The 26,736-nt window shown below is 37.0% G+C and carries 15 protein-coding genes; 8 read left to right on the top strand and 7 right to left on the bottom strand.

Annotation, left to right across the window (positions count from 1 at the left end; genetic code table 11):
• Nucleotides 1-35 precede the first annotated feature (35 nt).
• Both K9M53_RS05415 and K9M53_RS05410 read left to right on the top strand, forming a co-directional pair.
• Nucleotides 36-734, top strand: a complete 699-nt coding sequence (locus tag K9M53_RS05415) for a class I SAM-dependent methyltransferase (protein ID WP_224018608.1) — start codon at nucleotides 36-38, stop codon at nucleotides 732-734.
• Nucleotides 735-1,709, top strand: a complete 975-nt coding sequence (locus K9M53_RS05410) for a hypothetical protein (RefSeq protein ID WP_224018607.1) — start codon at nucleotides 735-737, stop codon at nucleotides 1,707-1,709.
• A 4-nt stretch (nucleotides 1,710-1,713) separates the two neighbouring features.
• Here the strand turns inward: K9M53_RS05410 and K9M53_RS05405 are convergent, their stop codons facing one another.
• From K9M53_RS05405 to K9M53_RS05385, 5 genes are read right to left on the bottom strand one after another with little or no spacing between them, the layout of a single operon-like run.
• Entirely contained in the window at nucleotides 1,714-2,676 is a 963-nt protein-coding gene (locus K9M53_RS05405; protein ID WP_224018606.1) for a GDP-mannose 4,6-dehydratase, read from the bottom strand.
• Between the two features lie 3 nt (nucleotides 2,677-2,679).
• Nucleotides 2,680-3,888, bottom strand: a complete 1,209-nt coding sequence (locus tag K9M53_RS05400; RefSeq protein ID WP_224018605.1) for a glycosyltransferase family 4 protein — start codon at nucleotides 3,886-3,888, stop codon at nucleotides 2,680-2,682.
• A 14-nt stretch (nucleotides 3,889-3,902) separates the two neighbouring features.
• A complete protein-coding gene (locus tag K9M53_RS05395; protein WP_224018604.1) occupies nucleotides 3,903-5,159 on the bottom strand; it encodes a class I SAM-dependent methyltransferase in 1,257 nt (418 codons plus the stop codon).
• 8 nt (nucleotides 5,160-5,167) lie between these two features.
• Nucleotides 5,168-5,611 carry a hypothetical protein gene (locus tag K9M53_RS05390; RefSeq protein WP_224018603.1) on the bottom strand — a complete coding sequence of 148 codons (444 nt, stop codon included), beginning with the start codon at nucleotides 5,609-5,611 and terminating at the stop codon, nucleotides 5,168-5,170.
• 43 nt (nucleotides 5,612-5,654) lie between these two features.
• Complete coding sequence (locus K9M53_RS05385) at nucleotides 5,655-6,434, bottom strand: menaquinone biosynthetic enzyme MqnA/MqnD family protein (RefSeq protein WP_224018602.1); 780 nt, start codon at nucleotides 6,432-6,434, stop codon at nucleotides 5,655-5,657.
• 40 nt (nucleotides 6,435-6,474) lie between these two features.
• Here K9M53_RS05385 and purB point away from each other — a divergent pair, with 40 nt between their 5' ends.
• Genes purB through K9M53_RS05365 form a run of 4 tightly spaced genes read left to right on the top strand, consistent with a single transcriptional unit; the run spans nucleotide 6,475 to nucleotide 16,647 of the window.
• Nucleotides 6,475-7,809 carry an adenylosuccinate lyase gene (gene purB, locus K9M53_RS05380; RefSeq protein ID WP_224018601.1) on the top strand — a complete coding sequence of 445 codons (1,335 nt, stop codon included), beginning with the start codon at nucleotides 6,475-6,477 and terminating at the stop codon, nucleotides 7,807-7,809.
• A 54-nt stretch (nucleotides 7,810-7,863) separates the two neighbouring features.
• Nucleotides 7,864-15,081 carry a LamG-like jellyroll fold domain-containing protein gene (locus K9M53_RS05375; protein ID WP_224018600.1) on the top strand — a complete coding sequence of 2,406 codons (7,218 nt, stop codon included), beginning with the start codon at nucleotides 7,864-7,866 and terminating at the stop codon, nucleotides 15,079-15,081.
• The gene (locus tag K9M53_RS05370) at nucleotides 15,062-15,211 is read left to right on the top strand and encodes a hypothetical protein (RefSeq protein ID WP_224018599.1); all 150 of its coding nucleotides are present in this window, start codon (nucleotides 15,062-15,064) and stop codon (nucleotides 15,209-15,211) included. The genes K9M53_RS05375 and K9M53_RS05370 overlap by 20 nt, the downstream gene beginning before the upstream one ends.
• Before the next feature lie 8 nt (nucleotides 15,212-15,219).
• Nucleotides 15,220-16,647 (top strand): T9SS type B sorting domain-containing protein, encoded by a 1,428-nt coding sequence (locus K9M53_RS05365; RefSeq protein ID WP_224018598.1) that lies wholly within the window; start codon nucleotides 15,220-15,222, stop codon nucleotides 16,645-16,647.
• Nucleotides 16,648-16,677: 30 nt separating this feature from the next.
• On the opposite strand, the gene K9M53_RS05360 is transcribed toward K9M53_RS05365, so the two are convergent.
• Nucleotides 16,678-18,264 carry a peptide chain release factor 3 gene (locus K9M53_RS05360; RefSeq protein WP_224018597.1) on the bottom strand — a complete coding sequence of 529 codons (1,587 nt, stop codon included), beginning with the start codon at nucleotides 18,262-18,264 and terminating at the stop codon, nucleotides 16,678-16,680.
• Nucleotides 18,265-18,461: 197 nt separating this feature from the next.
• On the opposite strand from K9M53_RS05360, the gene K9M53_RS05355 reads away from it, so the two are divergent.
• Together K9M53_RS05355 and tsaD are read left to right on the top strand one after the other, a co-directional pair.
• Complete coding sequence (locus tag K9M53_RS05355; protein WP_224018596.1) at nucleotides 18,462-19,703, top strand: ABC transporter permease; 1,242 nt, start codon at nucleotides 18,462-18,464, stop codon at nucleotides 19,701-19,703.
• A 77-nt stretch (nucleotides 19,704-19,780) separates the two neighbouring features.
• Entirely contained in the window at nucleotides 19,781-20,821 is a 1,041-nt protein-coding gene (tsaD, locus tag K9M53_RS05350) for a tRNA (adenosine(37)-N6)-threonylcarbamoyltransferase complex transferase subunit TsaD (protein ID WP_224018595.1), read from the top strand.
• On the opposite strand, the gene K9M53_RS05345 is transcribed toward tsaD, so the two are convergent.
• Nucleotides 20,822-26,683, bottom strand: coding sequence for a LamG-like jellyroll fold domain-containing protein (locus K9M53_RS05345; protein WP_224018594.1), 5,862 nt, complete (start codon nucleotides 26,681-26,683; stop codon nucleotides 20,822-20,824).
• Nucleotides 26,684-26,736 lie beyond the last annotated feature (53 nt).

Below are 26,736 nucleotides of genomic sequence, written 5' to 3'. Positions count from 1 at the left end.
TTCCATTCAAAAAGGCAGTTTTATAAGTAATTTATATGAAAGATCCTGAGTTTAACCCCTCTTTATTTCATCCATATTATTTTACCAGAAAAGGATTATTAAAAAAAATCACGCAATATTCGTCACATATGACGGGTGATGTATTGGATTTTGGATGTGGAACCAAACCTTATCAATCTTTATTTACTAAAGCGGACTCTTATGTTGGTGTTGATTTTGAAAATGAGGGACACAGTCATAAGAACGAACAAATAGAGTACTATTATGATGGCAAAACACTTCCTTTCAACAAGGATACTTTTGATTCAATATTCAGCAGCGAAGTTTTTGAACATGTATTTAATCTGGATGAAATGATGTTAGAACTGAATCGTGTACTTAAACCAGGTGGAAAAATCTTAATCACCTGTCCTTTTGTTTGGCCGGAGCATGAAATACCGAATGACTATGCACGTTACACTCAATTTGCTCTTAAATCAAAATTTGAAAAGAATGGATTTGATATTGTTGTGATAGACAAATCAGGCAATTTCTTTACAGCTATTTGGCAAATGCAACAGGTATATTTATCAGATGTGTTTTTTCCGAAACTTACATTTCCCATTTTAATAAAGATCGCTAAATTCATCGCAATGCCTATTCTTACTATTACCGGTATTGTATTAAGTAAAATTTTCCCCGGTAAAAAGTATTTATACCTCAATAATATAATAATAGCAGAAAAGAGAAATTAAATGAAGATCGTTTATACTGTTTGTACGCTTAATAGATTAGGGCAGATAGCTGTTTTAGGAAAATCACTTCTGCAGCATAATCCTGACTATCACTTTATTATTGGTTTAGCGGATGAAGTAGATAACAGAATAAATATTGAAGATTACAAACCTTTTGAATTCATCTCTTTATCTCAATTAAACTCTCCGGACCAAAAACAACTAACAGAACAATACGATGTTTTTGAATTGAGTTGCGCATTAAAGGCCTATTATGGAGATTACATTTTTAAAACCTATAAACCCGATATTGTTTTTTATTTTGATACAGATATTAAAATATATGATTCATTAAAGGTACTGGAAGACAAGCTGAATAATCACTCCATTTTGTTGACGCCTCATATACTCTCTCCTTTACCGGCAGATAATAAATATATAATGGAGAGAGATTTTTTAAATTCCGGCATTTATAACGCCGGCTTCATCGGGTTAAAAAACGACATCAATACAATGGCATTTTTGAAATGGTGGAAAGAACGTTTATTTGATCAAGGTTTCAACAATGTTTGTATTGGATTAATGGTTGACCAATTATGGCTGAATCATGTTCCCATTTTTTTTAGAAACGTTTTATTGATAGATCATCCGGGATGTAACTTTGCTTATTGGAATATGCACGAAAGAACGCTTGAGAAAAAAGACAATTCATATTTTGTAAATAATGTGCCATTGATATTTTTTCATTTCAGTGGATATAGAATTGATCAACCGGAAAAAATATCTATCCATCAAAACCGCTTTTCATTTTCAGATAATAAGTACCTGAAAGATTTTTTTGAAGATTATCGCCAATCTTTAATTCAAAATAACTTCGAAAAATTCCTGTCTATAAAGGCTCTGTATGGGAAAAGTGTTTCTTATAAAAAGAAATCTTTCATCAAAGACAAAGCAATAAAAGCGTTACGATTAGTTTTAAATCGGCTTGAAAAATAGATTTTTACTGATTATTATCCCAATAGTTCAGCAAATCTTTTAAACTTGTTTCCAAAGAAATAGATGGTTGCCAACCGATTTTATCTTTAATTTTTTTATTGGACCCAATGATCACCGGATTATCCGCAGGACGTATCAATTCTTTATCGATTTGAATATTCACTTCTATTTGCAGAATATTCTTCATCGTTTGTAAAACTTCCTTTAACGTAATTCCCTTGCCGGAGCAGATATTATATATTTCGCCTTTTTCTCCTTTTTGTAATAACAGATAATAAGCTTTCACCACATCACGTACATCTACAAAATCTCTTACTATTTCGATATCGCCAACGGTCATTGTTTTTTCTCCGGAAGATGAATGTTTAATGCCTATCATCTTTTTAGCAAAAGAGGAAATAGCAAACATCTCTTTTTGTCCCGGTCCTATATGATTAAAGGAACGTGTTAATACAATATCCAGCCCATAACTCTTTGCATATATCTGCGACAACATTTCCTGCGATACCCGTGCTACTGCATAGGGACTAACAGGGTTGGTAGGTAATTCTTCATGCAATGGTAATGTTGAAACATCCACTTTACCATATTCTTCAGAAGACCCAACAGAAAGTATTCTGCAGGCCAATCCTAATAAACGAACTTGCTCTACAAGGTTAAGAAAGATGTTGGTATTGTTTACAAAAGAGGTAACAGGATTTTTCCAACTGCTTGCTACACTACTATAAGAAGCTAAATGTAAAATATAATCAGGCTTATAATCATGTATCAACACATCAACCTCTTCCCTGTTTAATAAGTTTACATTTTTAAAAGAACCTTGCACATATTTATATGAACCCAGATCAAAGGCAGCTTCATTAATATCCACCCCTAAAATATTACAGGGCTGCTGCAAGCTTTCTAAATAATTTAAAAAGTGATGCGAAACAAAACCGCTATACCCTGTAATTAAATATTTTTTCATTACTTAACCCTGTACTATTTTTTTAAATATGGCTGCATATTCATCCGCACATCGTTGCCACGAAAAAGTTTTTGCCTGCTGCAAACTTAATGCAGCATATTTTTCTCTCATTGCTGCATCACTATACATTTTATACATCACATCACACAACCCATCTTCATCTGTTGGAGATAGCATAATTCCTGCGTCGCCAACTACTTCGGGCAAAGAAGAGGCATTGGAGCTTACTACCGGAATACCACATTGCATAGCTTCCAAAACCGGCAAGCCAAAGCCTTCATATTTCGACATAAAGTAAAAACATTTGGCATTGCTGTAAACTGCCGACATATCTTCATTAGCGATCGACTTCGCTAATACAATTTTATTGCGAACTTTCTTATCAATATTCAATTCATCAAAAACACTTTCACTCAGCGTCATGTTGCCCGTCATTACCAAATGCAGATCACCAATGTTTTGCTGCATTGCCAATTTTCCAAAACTCTTGATAATGTGCGGTAAATTTTTACGATGATCTGTAGATGAGATACATAAAAAATATTCATCCGGCAATTTGTATTTCTCCTTAACTTTTTTCCATTCATTTTCTTCCTTGTTTACATAAAACAATTCCGGTGATGCAGCTAAAGGAACAACAAATATTTTATTGGCATCAATGCGTTTATCGTAATCGCAAATATCCTGTTTGGAATATTCTGAAATAGCAATTGCATAATTAGGCACAATGCTTTCTACTATTTTCCTGGTGAGATTTATCAGCTTGCTGTTATACCCTTCCATACGCAAGGCAATAATATCTAAGTAGGTTATGCACTTCTTAATCTTAGCATTCTGTACGCTCTTTGGAAAAGGATAATAATAAGAAAAGAAAAGATCATTTTTATCCAGGTCTTTAATAGCAGGCTTTAAAGACAGGTCTCTTGAAAGCCTGTCTGTGATCTTACCAATAACAGGTATTTCAGGATTTAAAACCGGAAAACCGGAAACAACTTTACTTTGGTAAGAAGGATAATTTTTTGCGAGATAAACATTTAATAAACGATGAAACCTGGCAGAATAAATAGTGTTGGCAAAGGAAATATCCAGATCATTATTCTTGATAAGCCGTTCTGTAATTTCTTCTGCAACGCGATGCATTCCAAAACGTACACTTCCGGTAATTTCACACTCCGCCAGCAAAGCTCCGTCTATTATAGTTTTTATAGCCATGTACGCGAGCCAAATTATTTTTTATAAATATCGATGGTTGGTATCGGGAAAATAAACCCGGTGCCTTTATCTAACGCATCTTTTTCTCTTTCAATAAACTCCTCTTTAAAATGCCATGGCAACACTAAATAATAATCAGGATTCATAGCACGACTTTCGGCTTCGCTGATGATAGGAATATTTGTTCCTAAAGTATATGCTCCGTATTTATCAGGGTTTCTTTCTGCGGCATATTCTACCAGCATGTTATTGATATCGCACCACTGCAATATGGTATTACCTTTGGTAGAAGCCCCGTAGATATGAACTTTCTTACCTTCCTGTTTTAATTGTTGTAATAAATTATGCAGATCATTCTTTACTTTTTCTATACGATATTGAAATGCTACATAAGGTTTGTCCGTATCTAATTCCAGGTCAAATTCTTTTTGACGGATCTCATTCAGCAACGCATAATTTTCTTTATTGTAATAAAGACTGCTTTCTTTATGAGTAGCGTAACAACGAATGCTGCCGCCATTAATATCGTTGAAAGAAATTTTGAATATCTTCATCTCTGCCATTGCCGCAATTTTTTCCAACACGGCTAAACTGTAAAATTCCAAATGCTCGTGGCATATCGTATCATAGCTATCCATCTCCAGCATTTTAGGCATATAACTCATTTCAAATACCCAGATACCTTCAGGAGATAATAAACGTTTAATACTTTTTACAAAATCAACCGGGTTTTCCAAATCATAAAACATAGCGATAGAAGTAATAACATCCATCTTTTTATCGCCAATTGCTTTAAACAATTCTGCCGAAGGAAAAATATCCTGTACAACTGTTGCATGCTTTACTTCCTGTGCTACATCACTCGGATCGCAACCAAACTTTTCAAACGTTTCAGGATAATACCCTAATAAAGTTCCATCGTTACAACCAATATCCAATACATTGCTTTTCTTCTTCTTAACCAGATCCAGTGCACTGTCTGCAATGCCTTTTAAATGATCACGCATGGTTTTATTGGTGCCGCTTCTGTACCAATATGCTGCATACAAAATTTCAGGTGGTACACTGTGTTCCATTTGCAACAAGCCACAAGCATTCTCATCGATCTGAGGATTACAACGCACCAGCGAACAATTTATCTTACGGTGCGATGGCATTTCTTTTCCCGGCTTTACAAACGAACCTTGTAGATATTGAGGACCTAAACTAATAACAGGAGTTAATGAAGCTGAGCCGCAAACCCTGCAGGTTGTTCTTTTTCGGATGTGCATATATTTTATTAGGATTTTTTTGAAACGATCAAATCTAAGAAACGGGCATCGATGGCATCAATACATTTATTTCTTTCTAAATTTAACACTGCCAGCATTTTTACTAAATTATCTTTTTCGCTCACCGGTATATTTTCTATATCATAGCCTTTTTCCACTTCGTGCCAAAGGCGACAGTTAACATCAGCCAATTGAAAAAACAATGCACCGATATCCCCAACAACTTCCTTCGTTTCATTGCCTTCTTTTTTAAAAACCTTGTTGGCAGCAAAGGTTAATTTTTCAGGCGGAATATTACCAACAACTGCATCAGCCACATATGTATCAATTTCTTCCTGCAACTGAGTTGCCTGTTTATTCAAACTTTCCAAACGCTTTTCATCATCGGTATGATATTGCTTTAGCTTTACAATTGTTAGCTTATCGCATAACATACCCAAAGTTTCTGCCATAGTGTTGTTTTAATCAGTTGCGAATTTATGCTTTTAATAGTATTTATTTGAATAAAACCTCACTTGTCGTTGCTTGATTTTGCAAGGCTTTAAGCTTGTTTAAAAATAGATCAACCGCTTCTCTCATGGAGTTGTTTAGCTGAAATTTTATATTAACCGTGTAATATTTTGCAAGATCATAAGCAGCAAACGGGTTTTGCTGTACGATCTTTTCTATATCATTTAAGCCACGACGATTTGCTTCATTAAAATGATCAATAAATTCCAGGGGAATTGGTTTATTACTTACCCATGCTGCAAATACAAACGGCAAGCCCGTGTATTGCTTCCATGCTTCACCGAGGTCATATACATATTTTGATGCCTGCCTCCGCTCAAGTGCCCTGTCTCCAATAATAACGGCAGCCGTGGTATCTTTTATTTGAGAACTGAAATCTGTATTGGTATTAATTATTTCAGGAGCTATTTTCCAATATTCCTGCATTAGTACTTTTGCTAATACTACCGATGTTCTGCTTTGGTAATCCAGCAAAACTGTTTTGATCTCTTCCAGTGGAACTTCGCTGAATAAACATACGCTGGCAACTTCTCCATCGCAGGCAATTCCATAATCTGAAACGATATGAAATTCTTTCATTTCAGGAAGAATAGCAACCGGCACCAATCCTATATCAATCTCATCCTTTAATAAAGCCGATGCAATTTTTGCAGGATAATCAAACACCAGTTCCATTTCATCCTTCATCATTCCCTGTTCAAAGCCGTATATCAGAGGTTTTGTATTGAGATAGCTAACCGCCCCCACTCTTATTTTTCTTTCCAATTCCTTTGGTTTAATTTCGCCGCAAATCTACTGCATCATTATGGATTTAACTCAACTTACTGCTATTTCACCCATCGACGGACGTTACAGGAAACAAATTGCCCATTTAGACGAATATTTTAGCGAGTTTGCCCTGATAAAATACAGAACGATCGTTGAGGTTGAATACTTTTTATTTCTTGCTGAGAAAAAGTTTTTTAAGGTGTCAAGCACGGACAAAAAACAATTGTTATCAATTGCAGAAAATTTTTCCATTGCTGATGCAACAAAGATCAAGGAAACAGAAAAGATCACTAACCACGACGTTAAAGCGGTGGAATATTTCATAAAATCCAAACTGGATGATTTTAAATTATCGCATTTAAAAGAATGGATACATTTTGGATTGACATCGCAGGATGTTAACAATACGGCCATTCCATTGCTTTGGAAACACGCTGTTGAGAATGATTATTTACCATCAATTATAAATCTACAATCTGCCATTTATAATTTGTCTGTACAATGGAAGGATATTCCAATGCTTGCCAGAACACATGGACAGCCTGCTTCTCCTACTAAATTAGGTAAAGAGCTAATGGTATTTGTAGAGCGTTTGGAAAACCAGATCCAATTGTTCAGTTACATTCCATTCACTGCAAAATTCGGCGGCGCTACCGGAAATTTCAATGCTCACAGTGTAGCCTACCCTAAATATAACTGGGTAAAATTTGCCAACGAATTTTGTGAGAATAAACTAGGCTTGCAGCGCCAGCAATACACTACACAAATTGAACATTACGACACCTTGGCGGCGCATTTTGATGCCATTAAACGTATCAATACCATTTTGATCGATCTTAGCCGCGATATCTGGACATACATCAGCATGGATTATTTTAAACAAAAAACCAAAAAAGGTGAAGTAGGTTCATCTGCCATGCCGCATAAAGTAAACCCTATTGATTTTGAAAATGCAGAAGGTAACCTGGGTATTGCAAACGCTTTACTGGAGCATCTTTCTGCAAAATTGCCTATCTCCCGTTTACAAAGAGACCTAACCGATTCTACTGTTTTAAGAAATATTGGTGTACCGGCTGCACATACTTTAATTGCCGTAAAATCTTTTGAAAAAGGATTGGAAAAACTGGTGTTAAATGAAGCAAAACTGAAAGCCGACCTGGAAGATAATTGGGCTGTTGTAGCAGAAGCCATTCAAACTATTTTAAGAAGAGAAAACTACCCACAACCTTACGAAGCATTGAAAGATCTTACAAGAGGAAAATCTGCAATTGACAAGAAAGCCATCCATCAATTTATCAGCAAATTAAAAGTGCCTGCAAAGATCAAAGAAGAATTAAAAAAGATAACACCGCACAGCTATACAGGTGTGTAAAAATACCTATCTTCATCTGGCAAAACCAACTGTACACCTGAATTTTGCCCTTACATGAAAAAAATTATTTTCTTCCTTTTATTATTGATAAGCAGCCACGCTTATTCACAGGTAAATTTAACGCAAGGATTAGTAGGATACTTCCCTTTTAATGGCAATGCCAATGATGCCAGTGGCAATAATGTTAATGGAGTAGTTAATAATGCTACACTTACTACGGATAGAACCGGGCAAGCTAATGGGGCTTATTATTTTAATGGCACCAGTTCGTCTATAGAACTTCCTTTTTCCAACTTATACAATTTTGCACCATCGGGAAGTTTTTCTATTTCTGTTTGGGTACAACCTGACTTAAATAATTCATGGCCGGCACAAGCTATTGTTGTTAAAGCGCCATACAAGCCAAATTTTATAAATTCTGACTGGAACTATGGGATTTATAGTTATAACTATAAAATGATGACCGGATATGCCAATACTAATTTTTTAATTGGCACCACTACTTTCGCAACACAACAATGTTGGTACAATTTAATTGTTACTTACAATAATGGCAAATGGGCTATTTATGTAAACGGGAACTTAGAGAATTCAGACAACTCACAAACCCACTATATTCTTCAAGATAATAGTTCTATGATCGATTTTGGCAAAAAAGGAGAAGCTAATGGAGACTATTATCAAGGTAAGATGGATGATGTGAGAATTTATAACAGAGTATTGAATTCGCAGGAAATTACAGCGATAAGCCAGGATCGTCCGTGTATTCTTCAATGTATTCCTACAAATGCTATAAATATTTCTTCTGGATACAGTTTTACAACCAATGCTTCCATTGCAGTAGGACAAAGAGATAGTAGCTGGACTATTGTCAGCATGTCGAGTGATATGCAAAACGCTCTTAGTTATAATAATGAAACGAATGGAGTTCCAACTCCACCACCCGGAACCCCTAATTCATTGCCTGCTAATTTAGGGGATGCTTCTTTTGTAATACCTAGCTATCCCGGGATGCCGGCAGGCGTAAATTTGATAAGTTGTTTTCCTTATAATCTTATTTACACCCTAAAATCTGGTGTAACAAATTATACCAATTGCACAACAACCATAAGAAAGCAATTCTTTATTAATAGTTCAACTTCCACACAAGTAAATTTTAATTTTTCTATTACATGTGATGATGCAATAAGTAAAGTAATTATTGATGCCGGCACGCCCAATGCAATCACATTACTCAATGCGGTTACGAATAGCATTTCACCTGCTGTAACAATTACTAGTACACAAAGTTTGTCACCCGGAACACATACTATAGATATTCAGTGTAACAACCTGGAAAGTGCAACCGGAGGCTATTATACTACCATTAACGGATCCCAATACCAATGGAATCCTTTTGCAATAGGAGTTTCCGGTTCTATCACTTCTACAAACAATGTTTTGCAGAATAAGCCTTGTTGTACTCCTACTTCTGTGACTATAGATACAACCATTTGCCCGGGTCAGAGTTTTTTAACCCATACAACAACCGGTACATATAAAGACACTATTACTAATGTTGCAGGATGTGATAGCATTATAACTACAAATCTTACTATCAAAAGTAATTGCAATTGTCCTGCAATTAATTCAATAAATATTACTACCGGCTACAACGCTACTACAAACTCAATAATTCCCGCCGGACAAAGAGATAGCAGTTGGATCGTTACTGCTATCTCTAACGACATGAAAAACTCGTTTAGCAATACCAATACTCCTTCTAATTTTGTTCCGCCTTCCGGAGTAAGTGCAAGCCCTGCTGCAATAGGAACAAGCCCTTATGTAATTAAAACCTATCCATCACCCTGGATACAAACAGATACCTACCTGAGCTGTTTTCCATTTAATACAATATATACACCCAAAACACAGGTAGATAATTTTACTAACTGTACTGTAACAATTCAAAGAACCTTTTTTATCAACAGCGCTACCAGTGAGAATGTAAATTTTAATTTTCATGTATCTGTAGATAATGCTGCCCAGTCTGTTATAATAGATGCAGGCACTCCTAATGCAATAACATTATACACTTATTCAGGCACCTTAGGAACTTTAATTCCTCCGGTACAGATAACAACTTCTAAAGTGCTTGCACCGGGAAATCATACCTTGACAATAACTGCGGCAAATTTTGAAGAAGCAAACGGGATATACTATACACTTCCGTCAAATGGTACACAAGGACAGGTTAATCCTTTTGGAATTGCTGTTAATGGTACAATAACTTCTACTAATAATGTTTTACAAAATAAAACTTGTTGTATTACAACTTCCAGTACCATTGATACTACTATCTGCCAGGGAAAAAGCTTTTTAAATCATATAATAACAGGTACGTATAATGATACGCTTACCAATTCCGGAGGTTGCGATAGCATTGTAACTACTCATCTTACAGTAACGCCGCAAAACATTGGCTTTACTGCGCCCGATACTGTTTGTATCAATAGTCCTATCAACATTGTCAATACATCCACCTGCACATCCAGTTATTTCTGGAGCTTTTGCTCGGCAAATATTAATTCTACTCCTGATGCTGTTAACCTGGGTAATCCCGGGAATTATTTAAGCGGTTCTGTATTTTCTGATTATGTGAAAGATGATCTTGGAAACTATCATCTTTTTATAAATAATTATTCTACAGGTAACCTGGTACGATGGGATTTTGGGAATAATATGCTTAACACTCCTACTGCTACTAACCTTGGAAATTTTGGCGGAAAATTATTACCCGGCGGTACAGAAGGCATACAGGTTGTTTACAACGAAAATAAATGGTATGCATTTGTTATGGTGGGTATTAAAGGAAATGCCCCGACAGCACATATTATAAAAATAGAATTTGGCGCTTCTATCACCAACGCATCTCCGGTAGCTACAGATTGGGGTAACATTGGTAGTCTTTCTTATCCGCATGATATATACATGTTTCAACAAAGTGGTAATTGGTATGGATTGGTTGTTAATAAAGGAAGCAGCACGATCACGCTGTTTAATTTTACCGGCAGCTTTTCCAATACTCCAACGGCAACTAATTTGGGTAACATCGGCAATCTTGATAATCCTACAGGTATTTATGCCATTTATGATGGCGGTAATTGGTACGCATATGTTGTAAACAGTTACCAGGATGACCCTACCAATCCTAATTATGGAACGATAACAAGACTCAACTTTGGCAATTCATTATTAAATACACCTACAGCAGTTAACTTAGGTAATATCGGCGGGTTATTGAATAATCCGAGAGACATATACATTGTAAAAGTTTGTGGTAACGATGTTGGTTTTGTTGTAAATGAAAATTTAAGCGATGTGGTTAAGCTCGATTTTCATAACAACCTTACAAGTGTTCCAACGGGTTCTTCATTAGGTAATATAGGGCAACTAAACGGACCTCATTCCATATCAAAGTTCTTTAGAGTAGGCAGCGATCTATATAGTTTTGTGACCAACCTTGGCAATAGTATTACAAGACTTCGTTTTGCAGGTTGCACAGGAGTTTCTATTCCAAGCTCTACAGCATATACACCACCAACATTTAGCTATTCCTCTGCAGGTACTTATACCATCAATTTGGTTACAGATGATAGTTTGCCAACTCAATCATCTTATTGCAAACAAATAGTTGTATTAGATGGACCATCTGCTGATTTTTCATTTAACCAGGATGTTTGTAACCCAAAGAACGTAACCTTTACCGGTACTATTTCTTCTCCTTATACAAGTTATAAATGGGATTTTGGAAATAACACTACAAATACCAGTACGTTAACACCTAATGTAACCTATTCAAATTTGGGAACCTACACTGTCCAGTTCAGTGCCATAAATACAAAAGGCTGTACAGATACAGCAACTAAAAAGATACCCATTGTAGTTACATCAGCAGATATCATTACAACCAAAGACACAACGATATGTTTTGGCAGCACCAAAAAATTACAGTCGAAACCTGCGTTGGAATATTGTTGGTCTCCCTCAATTTATTTAGATAATACAGCCACTGCAACACCTGTAACATCTACACCTAAAACAATAACCTATTACCTTACCTCAAAAATTCAAGGTACTAATCTTATTACCAATGGAGATTTTAATAATGGGAATACAGGTTTTACCTCTGCTTATACCTATACAAATAACAATACTACTGCAGCACAATATTTCATTGGCACAAATCCAAAAAGCTGGAATCCGGGCATGTCTTCCTGTAGCGATCATACGGGAGCATCAGGCAACGGCAATATGATGTTAGTAAATGGATCTTCTACTCCTAACGTAAACGTATGGAAGCAAATTATTAATGTAACGCCCAATACTAATTATGCGTTTTCTGCCTGGGGCCAAAATCTAACGGTTAATGATCCTACAACATCATCTCTTCAATTTTCTATTAATGATAATTTGATAGGGAACGTATTCAAAACAAATTTCAACACTTGTGTATGGGAAAATTTTTATGCAATTTGGAATTCAGGCAATAATACCACTGCTACTATTTCATTAGTAAATAACACACTAACATTCGGAGGAAATGATTTTGCATTAGATGATATATCTTTTGCACCCTTGCAGATACAACAAGACAGCGTTATAATAACAGTTGACACCCCTGCTATTAAAACAAGTAACGATACTACTATTTGCGCAGGAAGTAATGTTCAATTAGCAACAACCGGGGCAACAAGCTATAAGTGGAATCCAACTACGGCATTATCCAATCCTAATATAGGCAATCCTGTTGCTGCACCGACAGACAGTACACAGTATATTGTTACAGGAACTAACAGTTACGGATGTACTGCCAATGATACGGTTACGATCTTAATTAAACCTAAATTAACCATTACCAAATCGCCGGATGTTACTATTTGTAAAAATACCACTACACAATTAAACGTATCCGGCGGAACAAGTTATCAATGGCAACCTGCCAATACATTAAGTGATCCTGCTATTTCAAATCCTGTAGCATCTCCAACCGCAACGACCATATATACAGTAACCGTTTCAAACCCCGGTACTTGCGCTAATGTTGATTCAATAAAAGTTATCGTTGATACTATTTTTAATTTTGATTTTTCATATATACAGGACGTCTGCAATCCGCTGTCTGTACAATTTTCTGCAGCGGGTACCAATACTCAAAATCCTGTTTTCTTATTTGGGGATGGAGATTCTATCACGAATAATTTACAGCCGACACATGTATATACTTTATCGGGAACGTATACTGTAAAATTCAGTGTCAGCAACGCCAATGGCTGCAGGGATACTATTACAAAAATCATTACGATAGGCGTTATAAAGGCTGATGTGATAACAACCCAGGATACGACTATTTGTTTTGGCGCCAGCAAACAGCTGCAGTCAAAACCGGGGCTGGAATATTGCTGGACACCTTCTACTTATTTGGATAATGCTTCTCTGGCTGCGCCAACCACTTCTACTCCCAGAAAAATAACCTATTACCTGAACTCTAAAACACCCGGAAAGAACCTTATTACCAATGGAGATTTTACTGCCGGAAATACGGGCTTCACTTCTCAATATAATTTTGCCAATCCAAATCAAACAGAAGGGCAATATTTTATCAGTGCTAATCCAAAAGCATGGAATGGTGGACTAGGTACTTGTAATGATCATACTACCGCAACAGGCAATATGATGCTGGTAAACGGTTCCCCTACAATTGATGCGATCATATGGTCGGAAACTATTCTTGTATCTCCTAATACCAATTATGCTTTTGCTGCATGGATACAATCCTTGTCATTAGCAAATCCTGCGCAACTTAAATTTTCGATCAATGGAATTGTTTTAGGTAATACGATTATAGCTCCCACCGGAACATGTACCTGGCAGCAATTTTATTCAAGCTGGAACTCAGGTAATAACTCCACTGCAGTGATCTCTATTGTAAATAAGAACACTATTAAAGCAGGCAACGATTTTGCATTGGATGACATCTCTTTTTCACCTGTCGAAATTCAACAGGACAGTGTTGTTATCAACGTTGATACAGCAGTTATTAAAACAAGTGCCAATGCTTCGATCTGTTCAGGTAAATCCTCTTCATTGAGCACCAGCGGTGCAGCCTCTTATCAATGGTCTCCTGTAACCGGGCTTTCCAATGCTTCCATCGGCAATCCTGTGGCAAGCCCTGCCAATACAACCAAATATATTGTTACAGGCATTACCGTTGATGGATGTATTGCAAAGGATTCTGTTGTAATTACCGTACTGCCAAAACCTACCATCACCAAATCGCAGAATACTGCTATTTGCAAAAACACTACAACGCAATTGAGTGTAAGCGGCGGCGTTAGTTATCAATGGCAACCCGGCAGTACGCTTAACAATCCTACAAGCGCTACTCCTATTGCATCGCCAACAAACAATACCACTTATTATGTGTTGGTTACTGATGTAAACAATTGTACCAATACCGATTCTGTACAAATTTCAATACGCCCTGATCCTGTATTTACTGTTTCTCCCAATCAAACAGTTTGCACATCTATTCCTGTACAATTAAATGCAAACGGTGGAGATATTTATTTATGGAGCCCGGCAAATTTGGTAAGCGACCCTTCAATAGCAAATCCTGTTACTACTCCTGTACAAAGTAAAACGACCTACACAGTTACCATCAAGGAATCAACTTGCAATAATTCAACCACTCTTTCTACCACTATTACCTTAGCACCGCCATTAACTATTGTTGCATCCAAATCAAACGACCTGGATTGCAGTAATGGCTATTGCACATTAACTGCTTCGGGTGCTAATTATTATGTATGGTCACCCGGCGATGCGTTGAATGACTCTACCTCAAGCCATCCTATAGCCTCTCCATTAAGCACACAACAATATATTGTTAAAGGCAAAAGCGTGGATGGTTGTATTGGTTCAGATACGATAACCATTTTTGTGAACTACCTGGATAAATCAGGATATTACATGCCAAATGCGTTTACACCTAACCGTGATGGGCTAAATGATTGCTTTGGCATTAAGTACTGGGGGCGAATTGATAAACTGGATTTTTCGATCTATGACCGTTGGGGCAACCAGGTGTTTCATACCAATAATCCTGATGATTGCTGGAATGGTTTGTACGCAGGAGTACCTGCTAACGCAGGGAATTATGTGTACTATATTGTAGCACAAACAGCCTGCGGAAATATAAACAGGAAAGGGAATGTGGTTTTACTACGATAATGCATTTACACTTCAATTAAAAGTTAATAGTAGTATTGATGTTGCAATGAGTGACACAACGCTGCTTAATAGCAATACCAAAACCAGTTATAAAGAAAAATTAATTGGTATCATTATTGCGCTGAAATGAGCCGAAGAATGAAAAAGCTTATCCCGGTATTTTTGGTTTTAGTGAATTACAATCTCTTAATGGCTCAAAGTCAATATGATAATTGGCATTTTGGGATCAATACTTCCATCAATTTTTCAGGAGGCTTTCCGGCAGTACACAACACATCGGCTATTAATAGCGGCTACGCTGCTGCCAGTATCAGCGATACCCTGGGCAATCTTTTATTTTATACTAATAGTGATACTGTTTGGGCAAAAGATAATTCCATTATGCCCAACGGTACGGGCCTTTTTAGCGACAGAACTATCCCACAAGATGTATTGATCGTACCGCTTCCCGATTCGGCTTCTGTTTATTATGTGTTTACCATTGGCAGTTCCCCAAACCCCGGTAAAAAAGCATTGTATTATTCTATTGTGGATATGCAACAAAATAATGGGTTGGGAGATGTCATTCAAAAAAATACATTACTGGATGATGATGTAACCAATAAATTAACCGCTGTTCGCAATTACAATCAAAAAGATTTTTGGGTGATCGATAAAAATATGACTGCCGGCAGATTTAAATCTTACGCTGTTACAAAAAGCGGCTTGAATATACAACCGGTAATATCTGCAGCAGGTGTGCCCATTCGCAATGGTGATTACTCCGGCTCTATCAAAGCATCGAATAATAGTTGTTGGCTGGCTTCCACTACACAGGGGCTTTTTGGTAACTCGGCTGTTGTTGAAATTTTTCATTTCAGCAGTACATCGGGGATTGTGCAGGAAGGTATCAGCACCGCTTCTATTAAACATCCTTATGGACTTGAGTTTTCGCCGGATAATAAAAAGTTGTATGTAGGAGAAAACAGTGTAGCGCCTGTTCATCAATTTAATTTGAACCATCAGGATCTGAATGATGTGATCGCATCACAAATTCAGGTATCAGAATATTATCCTGCTACGTATACATTTCAACTGGCACCTGATGGAAGAATATATTTTACTACAGATGATACCTTGTCTTTAGGAAGAATAAGTTCACCAAATAATTATAGCTGGTACTGCAATGTAGATACCGGTATAGTAAAAGGTTTAAATTACAGCACGTCTTCTTTGCCTAATAATTTTAATCTTACTTATAAAAACTCACTGAGCTGCGATGAAACCTATAGTGATTGCATTGACCCCCTTGATGCTTACATGCCCACTGCGTTTACCCCTAACGGTGATGGTTTAAATGATTGTTTTGGCTTTAGCCGCAAACTAAAGGACAGCCTGCCTTTTATGGACCTGGCAATTTTTGACAGATGGGGTGATAGAGTGTTCTACACTACTGATCGTTTTGGTTGTTGGGATGGTACTTACAAAGGCAAGCCTGCCGACCAGGCCAACTATGTTTATATACTTCGTGCAAGAACCAATTGCGGGTATGCTATAAAAAAGAGTTATGTTGTATTAATAAGATAATTGTACAGTTGAGAACAAATCAATTGGGATTTATTTATGTATCTCACTCGTAAAGTGAAACTCGATATCAGGATTATTCTGGCGTTCTGTGTTCAGGAACCATTCGCTTTGTGCCAGGTAAACCAGGTGACCGTCTTTATCCTCCGCTATGTTTGATTGTTTAAAACGAATAAAATCCTGCAATTTTTTTGGATCTTTACTGGTGATCCAGCAAGCTTTATAAAAAGGTAAGCTATTCATTTGTACCGATGCACTATACTCCTGTAACAAGCGGTACTGAATAACTTCAAACTGTAGTTCACCTACACAACCAATAATTTTTTTGTTACCGCCAAACTGTGTAAACAATTGAGCTACTCCTTCATCTGTTAGCTGCATTAAGCCTTTCTCCAATTGTTTTGTTTTCATTGGATCTTTATTCACCACTTCTTTAAATATCTCAGGACTAAAGCTTGGTATGCCGGTGAAATAAAATTTTTCACCTTCTGTCAATGTATCGCCAATTTTAAAATTACCAGTATCAAACAAACCCACTACATCGCCGGGATATGCTTCTTCAATTACATCTTTTTGTCGAGCTAAAAAGCTATAGGGATTGCTGAAACGAAACTCCCTGTCTAACCGAACATGCTCATAATATTTATTGCGTTCAAAACGTCCGCTGCATACACGTAAAAAGGCAATCCTATCTCTATGCTTAGGATCAAGATTAGCATGAATTTTAAAAATAAAGCCGCTGAATTTATCTTCTTCAGGTTTAATATCTCTTGTTGTTGTATGGCGCGGGCGTGGTGTGGGAGCTATACGTATAAAGGCATCCAACATTTCTTTTACACCAAAATTGTTTACGGCACTTCCAAAAAATACGGGTGCTGTTTTACCAATCAAATAATCGTTCACGTTTAATTCACCGTACACACCGTCAATAAGCTCCACATCTTCCCGCAATATGTTTGCATCTGTCTCCCCTATCTTGGTATTCAAAATCTCATCGCTGAGATCTTTTATCTCCACTACATCTTCATCATTGGCTTTGGTACCGGCTGTAAACAACACTAAGCTTTTATTATGCAGGTCATAAACTCCTTTAAAATCTTTACCGCTGTTAATCGGCACCGTCATTGGATGTAGTTGGATCTTTAATTCGTTCTCAATTTCTTCCAACAGATCAAAACGGTTTTTACCATCTCTGTCCATCTTATTAATGAAGACGATCACCGGTGTTTTACGCATGGAAATTACTTCCATTAATCTTCTTGTTTGCGGCTCTACCCCATTCACACTATCAATTACTAATATTACGCTATCCACAGCAGTTAATGTACGATAAGTATCTTCTGCAAAGTCTTTGTGCCCCGGTGTATCCAACAGGTTTATTAAATGATCCTTGTATTCAAACGTCATCACACTGGTGGCAACGCTGATACCACGCTGGCGCTCTATTTCCATAAAATCGGAAGTAGCATGCTTTTTTATTTTATTGCTCTTTACTGCGCCCGCTGTTTGTATAGCACCACCAAATAACAGGAACTTTTCCGTTAAGGTGGTTTTACCCGCATCCGGGTGAGAAATGATAGCGAATGTTTTACGTCTGTTTATTTCGTTGATATACTTCATTGTGAATAGTGAATGGTCTATAGTGAAAACATATGGCTTTCCCTATGCTAAAAGCGGCGCAAAGATATTGAAGTTGGATGAATAGAAATATGCCGTACAAGGGAGTGACACAACAATGTTTAATAATAGTACAATTGTTGGTTACATAAAGAAAACAAATCGTTCGCCTGATATTAAATAACGCCTAATTTTGATACGTGAACAAATCACTGAACATAATGCGCAGCTCGCTGAGATTGACTTTTCAGGAGCTGAAAGTCAATAAGCTTAGAACAGTGTTAAGCCTTATTGGTGTTGCGTTTGGGATATTTTGTATTGTGGGTGTTCTGGCAACGGTAAATAGTTTTGAAGTGAACCTTCAAAATGAAATAAAGAGCCTGGGGAGCAATACCATTTTTATTGACCGGTGGGATTATAGTGGCGGACCGGATAAACCGATGTGGAAATACCGGGCAAGACCGGTAATGAAATATGAAGAAGCATCGCTGATAATGAAACGAACACAATTATTGGATGCGGCCAGTTTTGTAGTGAGAGATGCGGAGAATGTTTCATATGGTGATAATGTGGTTCAAAATTCTTCTGTGTATGGTGTCACTGAATCGCAATCTATCATTCAGCCTATGCGTTTTGAAAGTGGTAGATATATTTCCGATGTTGAATTCAATAGCGGCAGTGCAGTTGCTTTAATTGGTTTTGATAATGCTGAAAAACTCTTTGGCATTGCATCCCGTGCGTTAGGAAAAGAAATTGAAATGAAAGGAAAGAAGATAACCATTGTAGGAGTTTTTATAAAAGAAGGAAAAAATTTCGTAGGCTGGGATTATGACAATTGCGTAATGATTCCTTATAATCTTTGTAAGCAATTGATCGATGTTGATAATTCCAACCCGGTAATTATCGCCAAAGGAAAAGAGGGTGTTGCGACCACTGCTGTGCAAGCTGAATTGGAAGGCGTGATGCGGCAGATAAGAAGATTAAGTCCTACGACTGAAGACAATTTTACGTTAAACAGCGTAGAAGCTTTCAGCAAAGCAGTTACAGGGTTATTCGGAATAGTTGACCTGGTGGGAGCATTGATCGGCGTAATTAGTTTGATCGTAGGAATGTTTGGCATTGCCAATATTATGTTTGTTACAGTAAAAGAACGTACTCCTGTTATTGGATTGAAAAAAGCCATCGGTGCCAAAAGCAGAAGCATTTTGTTTGAATTTTTAATGGAAGCCGCTATTCTTTGCCTGCTGGGTGGTTTTATAGGTTTGATCTTTGTTTATATATTAACCCTGGTTTTATCCGGACCGCTGAACTTTCCTGTTTTCATTTCAGTTCCGTTATTAATAGCTACGGTCATTCTTTGTATTGTAGTAGGAATACTAGCAGGTATATTCCCTGCATCCAGGGCAGCCAAGTTAGACCCTGTGGTGGCTATACGTTCCTAAATTCCAAATTATAAATAACAAATTACAGGTTACCTTTGCGAACCCTAAATCCAATTTGGAATTTAAAATTTAAAAAATTGTCTGTTATTCTTGCGATAGAATCAAGCTGTGATGAAACATCTGCTGCAATTTGCAGGGATGGGAAAATAATATCCAATCATATTGCCAATCAAACCGTACATGAAAAATATGGAGGAGTAGTACCGGAACTGGCCAGCAGAGCACATTTGCAGAATATTGTTCCTGTAGTGGATGCTGCTTTAAAAACAGCACAGACAGATCTATCGGAAATTGATGCCATTGCTTTCACGCAAGCACCCGGCTTAATTGGCTCCTTATTAGTTGGAACACAGTTTGCCAAATCATTATCGCTGGCGTTAAATAAACCGTTGATCGCTGTGCATCATATGCAGGCGCATGTGTTGGCCAATTTGATCCCGGATGATAAACCAGCTTTCCCTTTTTTATGTTTAACGGTTAGCGGTGGTCACACTCAAATTGTTTTATGCCAATCACCTTTACAAATGAAAGTATTAGGTGAAACAATTGATGATGCTGCCGGAGAGGCTTTTGATAAGAGTGCCAAATTATTAGGACTTCCCTATCCCGGTGGTCCATTGATTGACAAGTATGCTGCATCAGGCAATCCAAATAAGTATCAATTTCCCGAACCGCAAATACCGGGATTGAATTTTAGTTTCAGCGGATTAAAAACTTCTATTCTTTATTTTTTACAAAATGCCGGAAAGAGTCTGGCATATAAAGAAGAATTCATTGCAAGTGAAGAAGAGAAGAAAAAATTTATTGCTGAGAACCTTGATGATATTTGCGCTTCTATACAATGGAGAATTATTTCCATCTTATTAAATAAATTAAAAAAAGCTGCAAAGGAAACCGGTGTTAGCAATTTATGTATTGCCGGTGGTGTTAGCGCCAACAGCGGGCTGCGTAAGGCTTTTGCAGAAATGGGAATAGCCAATAACTGGAAAACATTTATTCCTGCTTTTCAATATTGTACAGACAATGCAGGAATGATCGCTATTACAGCATACTATAAATTATTGGCCGGTGAGTTTGTGGATTTGAATATAAGCCCTACTGCAAGAGCAGAATGGTGATTATCTCAACAAAACAATATTTCCTTTTCTTACAAACACAGTTCCGTCTTCGCAAGTAAATTTTAAGTAATAAACATAGCTGCCTGTTTCTGCAGGTTGGTTATTATATCTTCCATCCCAGCATATGGAAGGGTTTTGTGATTCAAATACTTTATTGCCCCAACGGTTATAGATCATTAAATAATAATTGCGGTAAGCAATATTTGTAATGCCTAATATCCTGAAATAATCATTGCTGCCATCGCCATTTGGCGTGAATGCTGTGGGTATATAAATAATAGTGTTCGTACAATTATGAATGATGGTATCATTTATTACCTGCACAAAGAAAGAATCAATATTACTACAATTGTTAACATCAGTTACTGTTACTCTGTACCAGGATGGAACATCTACAATACTTGTAGGATTCCGGGCAGTTGTATTGCTTATTGAATTATCTGCACTCCATGCATACGTAATAAAATTTGAAGGTGTAACATCCAAATGAATGATATCTCCTTTTATAACAGAATATTTGTCTGCTTTTGCATCTAAGGAAATAGTACTAACGATTAAGTTTAAGGTTGCAATACTATCGCAGGTATTTGTTGTCAAGGTGTCTTTGTATATACCTTGAGCAGTTAGTGTCCTGTTGCCGAATTTGTAAGATTGTCCCGGACAAATGGTTACGGTTTGATTGTTCTGCTTGTAATCGTTCACTTTTAAATTAAGTACAACAATACTATCGCAGGTTGATGTTGGAATGGTATCACGATATATTCCTGCTTGTGAAAGAACATTACCTGCGAACAAATATGTTTGTCCTTTGCAAATAGAAGCAACACTGCTATCCCTCTTTAAATTATTTATAGTAAGATTTAAAACTGAAATGCTATCGCAGGCAAATGTTGGAATGGTATCACGGTAAATGCCTGATTGCGTTAATACTTTATTACCGAATGTATAAGAGGCACAGGTAGTAATAATATTGCTATCTCTCTTAATAGTATTTATGGTAAGATTTAAAATTGAAATACTATCACAAGTAGATGTTGGAATAGTATCCCTATAGATACCGGACTGTGTTAGTGTTTTATTACCAAATGCATAAGAGCCGCAAGCAGCAATATTATTACTATCTCTTTTTATAGTATTTACGGTAAGATTTAAAATCGAAATGCTATCACAAGCGGATGTTGGGATTGTATCTCTGTATACCCCGCTTTGTGTTAATGTATGAATGCCAAACGTATAAATTTGTCCTTCGCAAATAGATTGATTGGTTGAATCCATTTTAAAGCCACCAACAGTAAGATTTAATGTTCGGATACTATCACAGCCTAAATAATTCGTTAGCGTATCAACATAAGCTCCTGTAGCATTATGACCTAAATAAGTACCTGTGCAAATAGTGGTATCAATCGTTCCGAAAGTTGGATTATCACAATTATTAGCTAATGGAGCGTTGATCGTTTTATCCCAATAAATGGTGGGGTCTAATGTAATGTCTTTATGATTAGGGGTTATATCATGTGCAACTGCACCGGCAGCCTCGTTAAAATGATAATATGCTACTAATCCTGACTCATTGCCGGTTAAACATTGATTGTAATTAGCGGCGATCTCTGCGGCTGATCTTGGATAATTCCAGATACGTATCTCATCCATTTTACCATCAAAAGCACTATCACCCTGAACAGGTTGCGTTCCTATTCGTGTTGCAATATTTCTTGAAAAAGGCAATTGCGTATTTGTTTTAGTATCTACTAATTGTCCGTTCAGATAAAGCTTAGTATTATGATTGGCATAATCCATTACACCTGCAACATGATACCAAGTATTAGGTATAAAGCCTCCCGGCGGAACATAGTAACAAGGGTTATAATCACGTGCACCACATTGCCCCGGACCATCCACGCCAAACCCAATCGAGTTTCTTGGGTATGTTGCCCAACCAAAAGCCAATACAATATCTTCACAAAAAACACCATCTTCACTCATTAATAATGATTGCCCGACGTGACTGGTATTATCTGTATTGTTATACCAACTGCTGTTAAACCAGCATTCCCATGTAAATCCATTGGAAGAATAATAATCCGTTTCAGGGCCAGGCAACAATCCTTCATCTGTACCATGCAGATCAATAGCACCTATACAAGACCCACCGCTCGTACAATTAGTTACTGTAAGATTTAATATAGTGATGCTATCACATCCGTTTATAGTAACAGTATCTCTATAAATACCTGTTTGATTAAGTGTTTTGTTTCCAAATAAAAAGCTTTGATCTGAACAAATGGATTGATTGATCGAATCTCTTTTAAAATTATTAATAACAAGATTTAATACAGCGATACTATCGCAACCGTTTGCACTTAACGTATCCCTGTAAATACCTGTTTGGTTATAAGTTTTTGTACCGAACGTATAACTTTCTCCCTGGCAAATTGCTTGATTGATCGAATCTCTTTTAGGCGGATTAATAGTCAACCGAATTACCTGGTAAGCACTATCACAACCATTTACACTGTTTATAATTCCTAAAATATAATCACCGGCAGTATCATGTCCTAAAACAGATTGTCCCTGGCATACCGATATAGGAATGATCATACTATCAAGCGGTTTAGCCGCAACAATTACGTTGATCGAGTCTTCTATGAATGAACAAGCAGAAGCTCCATCACTTACAATAACTCTGTACCAATTACTTGAATCGGGTATATTGTCTGTAAACGTAGTAACATTGCTGTTTGGATAAACAACCCAGCTACCATTTACTTTCTTATACCATTCATATACAGGATTGGCATACCCGCTACCGATAGCAGCTGTTACGGTTGCCTTTTTAGGGCAGGTACCTGAGGTAGAAGTTAAATTTAATGTTGGTCCGCAAACACTGAATTCCAGATCGTCAAAAGCAAAATCATTATAACCGGAAGATGTAAAGGAAATACTTAAATTGAGAGAGGTATTATTCCCCGAATTGAATGTAAAACCGTTTTGTACCCATGTTGGCGTAGATTGTACAGGCATAGGCGTACTGCTTGTTAACTGCCCTACTACATTGCCTAACGTATCTTTTACATTAAATACAAAAGTGGGTAAGGACGGATATCTTGGTTGATCCATATTCATTGCCCACGATGAAAACGTATAAGTAGTATTTGGACAAAGATTATTTACTCTCGTGGAATAAAAAGTAGGATTACCGCCATCTATTACCAAAAAATAACCGCCACTATCATTAGGTGTATGATCTTGCGGAACCGTAAGCCAATTAGGATAATTATTAAACAGGTTGGTTATATAATAACTTCCACCACCAACCCCATGGTTCTGATACGTATAGCCGGTAATATTAGGATTAGGTCCGGCACTAACGGCAACGCCTGACCCAAAATCATCTTTCCAAACCACATGCGTAGCGCCGCTGCAAGTACCATTTGCGGAACAATTACTACCTAATGTAAGATTCAATATTACAATACTATCACAAGCTGAAGTAGAAATGGTATCTCTGTATATACCTACTTGTGTTAGCGCTTTACTACCAAAATGATAGATTTCCCCATTACAGATGCTTGCATTGATACTATCTGTTTTTGCAGTTGGCAAATGAAAGGTTGTAGTTGTTGTGCTTGTACAACCATTGATATTTATAGTTCTTGTTACCGTATATATTCCTGTATCGGCAGCAGTAATAACAGGTATTATTAATGTATCTCCTACAAAAGTAGATCCGTTTGGTCTTTTCCAGCTAAACGAAAAATATTGAGAGGAGCCATATGTAAATTGAGCACTACTGTTTATACAAGTGCCTCCTGCTGTAGCTAATGGAGGAAATTGGTTATTAGCAACGGTTACATCTGTTGTAGCAGAATTACCACATTTATCAATTAGACGAACTCTATAAACCCCGGGCTGCGAAAGTTGAAAATAGTTCTGAGACTGCAGTGTAAAAGTTTGCGGACCACTGATGATTTCATATTGATATGGTGGCACTCCTTTACTGCTATCAGGAGTTAATGTAAGATATAAATTGCCATTACATAGCGTAGAGGCGCTGCTTTTAAACGCAGGACTTTGATAGGGTGCAATGTGAATGGTATCTCTTACAATCAGCTTGTTTACCAAAGAATCATTCATTGATAACACTGAACCAACATAACTCGTATATGTAATATTCAATGCATAATCAGAAGCAGTCAAATTATTTACAACTCCCTGGGTAGGATCTCCTGCAGCAGCAGCGTGCATATTATCCAAACTATAAACCTCACTCCCCGTTTTAATATCAACAACAGAAAAGCTTGCCACTCCACCGTTATTCAAAAACTCGTATTTCAATCCCGATTCACCAACGCAGCCCGAAATATATTCATAGTTATGATAAAGACTAGCTACATCATTTGGTTTTACCACAAGAGAGTCTACATGTTGATTACCGCAAGTATCTTTAATTACATAATGATAGGTACCTACGCCGGTATTATAGATTGAAAAAATAACACTGCTGTCATTATTAATTTGCCCGATAAAGGTTTTGGGGAAAGTATACTTGTCTTTATATGCAAACCCCGGTTTAGTGCTTTGTACAAAAGCAGGCCCGTCTAAAATTGTTAAGCTTACCCCTACTGCCGGCATACCCAACCTTTCAGTAATGTAAAGAATGCCCGCAGAGTCAAGCATTTCCTGTGTTTTGTTGATGCTGAAACTCACTGAGGTATCTATATTTTGTGTAGTAAAGCTTTTACTGAACTGATGACCGCAACTATCCCTGATCGTAAAACTATAATTGGTATTTGGTAATAATACATCTGAATGGAAATCGCCTGTTGAATACACCTTCGATTCTACCACATTTCCCAATGCATCTTTAATTGTAATTGCAGTTGGATTTTTAATTGCCATGCCTGTACAAAGTGGATTGGCGCTTCCATCATAGCCAAAATCTGTTCTTAATTTGGGTCCGCAATTATCTCCCGGAATTGTACGGAAATCATTGACAGAAAATGCAAAAGCACAAAGAGAAATGTTACCAAAATTCAATTGTGTGCCACAAGCATTGGTCAGTACAACATTATCTATTGTGCCTCCATAAGACAGATTGGGTACTGTAAAAACCGGGTAAATAGTATTACCCAGGTTTGACGCAATTTGTACCGTATCGATAGTATAATTTGTTCCTGCTACTGTATAGGTAAGTTTATAAGGCGGAAGGTCGGCCGTAACGCCTACTATTAATTGAAGCTTTGCTGTATCACAACCTGTCATTTCACCGGTTATTCCATAAGAGGTCATATTTACAGACGGCGTAAATAATGCCACTGTTGTTTGTTGAACATTGTTACAAGCATCTGTCAACTGTAAGGTATAGTTTCCTTGCAGCAAATTCTTAAATGTATCATTAGCTTGTTGAGGTCTTGTCTCAATAGAAGGAGGAATTAATTCCCATGTATAAGGAGCACGTCCTGTATTTACATCGATATTACCAATAATAGTTCCTGTAGCTGCTGCAGGGCAACGCGGATTAATAACTATTGGTGTAAATTTTGGTTGCTGATACGTTCCCAAAACCGAAACCGTTGTAGTTTTTATTTCATTCGTTGTGCTGGTAACTTCTACCGTATAAATACCTGCGGGTAAAGAAGTAAATAGGGAACTCGTTTGTGCGGGCACTGTTACCGGACCATTCGTAATTGCATAAAAAAGAGAACCTGTAAGACTTTGTGCAAATATTTGTATGCTTCCGTTATTGGCGCATGTACTTACGGTAGTAGCCGGAGCCGCTGTGAAACTAATTTGTGCATTTACTTTATTGCAAATAGAAAAAATAATAAACAGGAAAAATATAAGGAAACGTGATCTCTTCATCAGGTTAAGCAGTAAGGTATTTACTAAAATCCAAATATACTTTGTTTTATAAC

This window comes from Ferruginibacter albus (assembly GCF_020042285.1).
Taxonomy (GTDB): Bacteria; Bacteroidota; Bacteroidia; order Chitinophagales; family Chitinophagaceae; genus Ferruginibacter; species Ferruginibacter albus.
The sequence above is the reverse complement of the archived record's forward strand: the minus strand, read 5'-3'. Positions and strand labels throughout refer to the sequence as shown.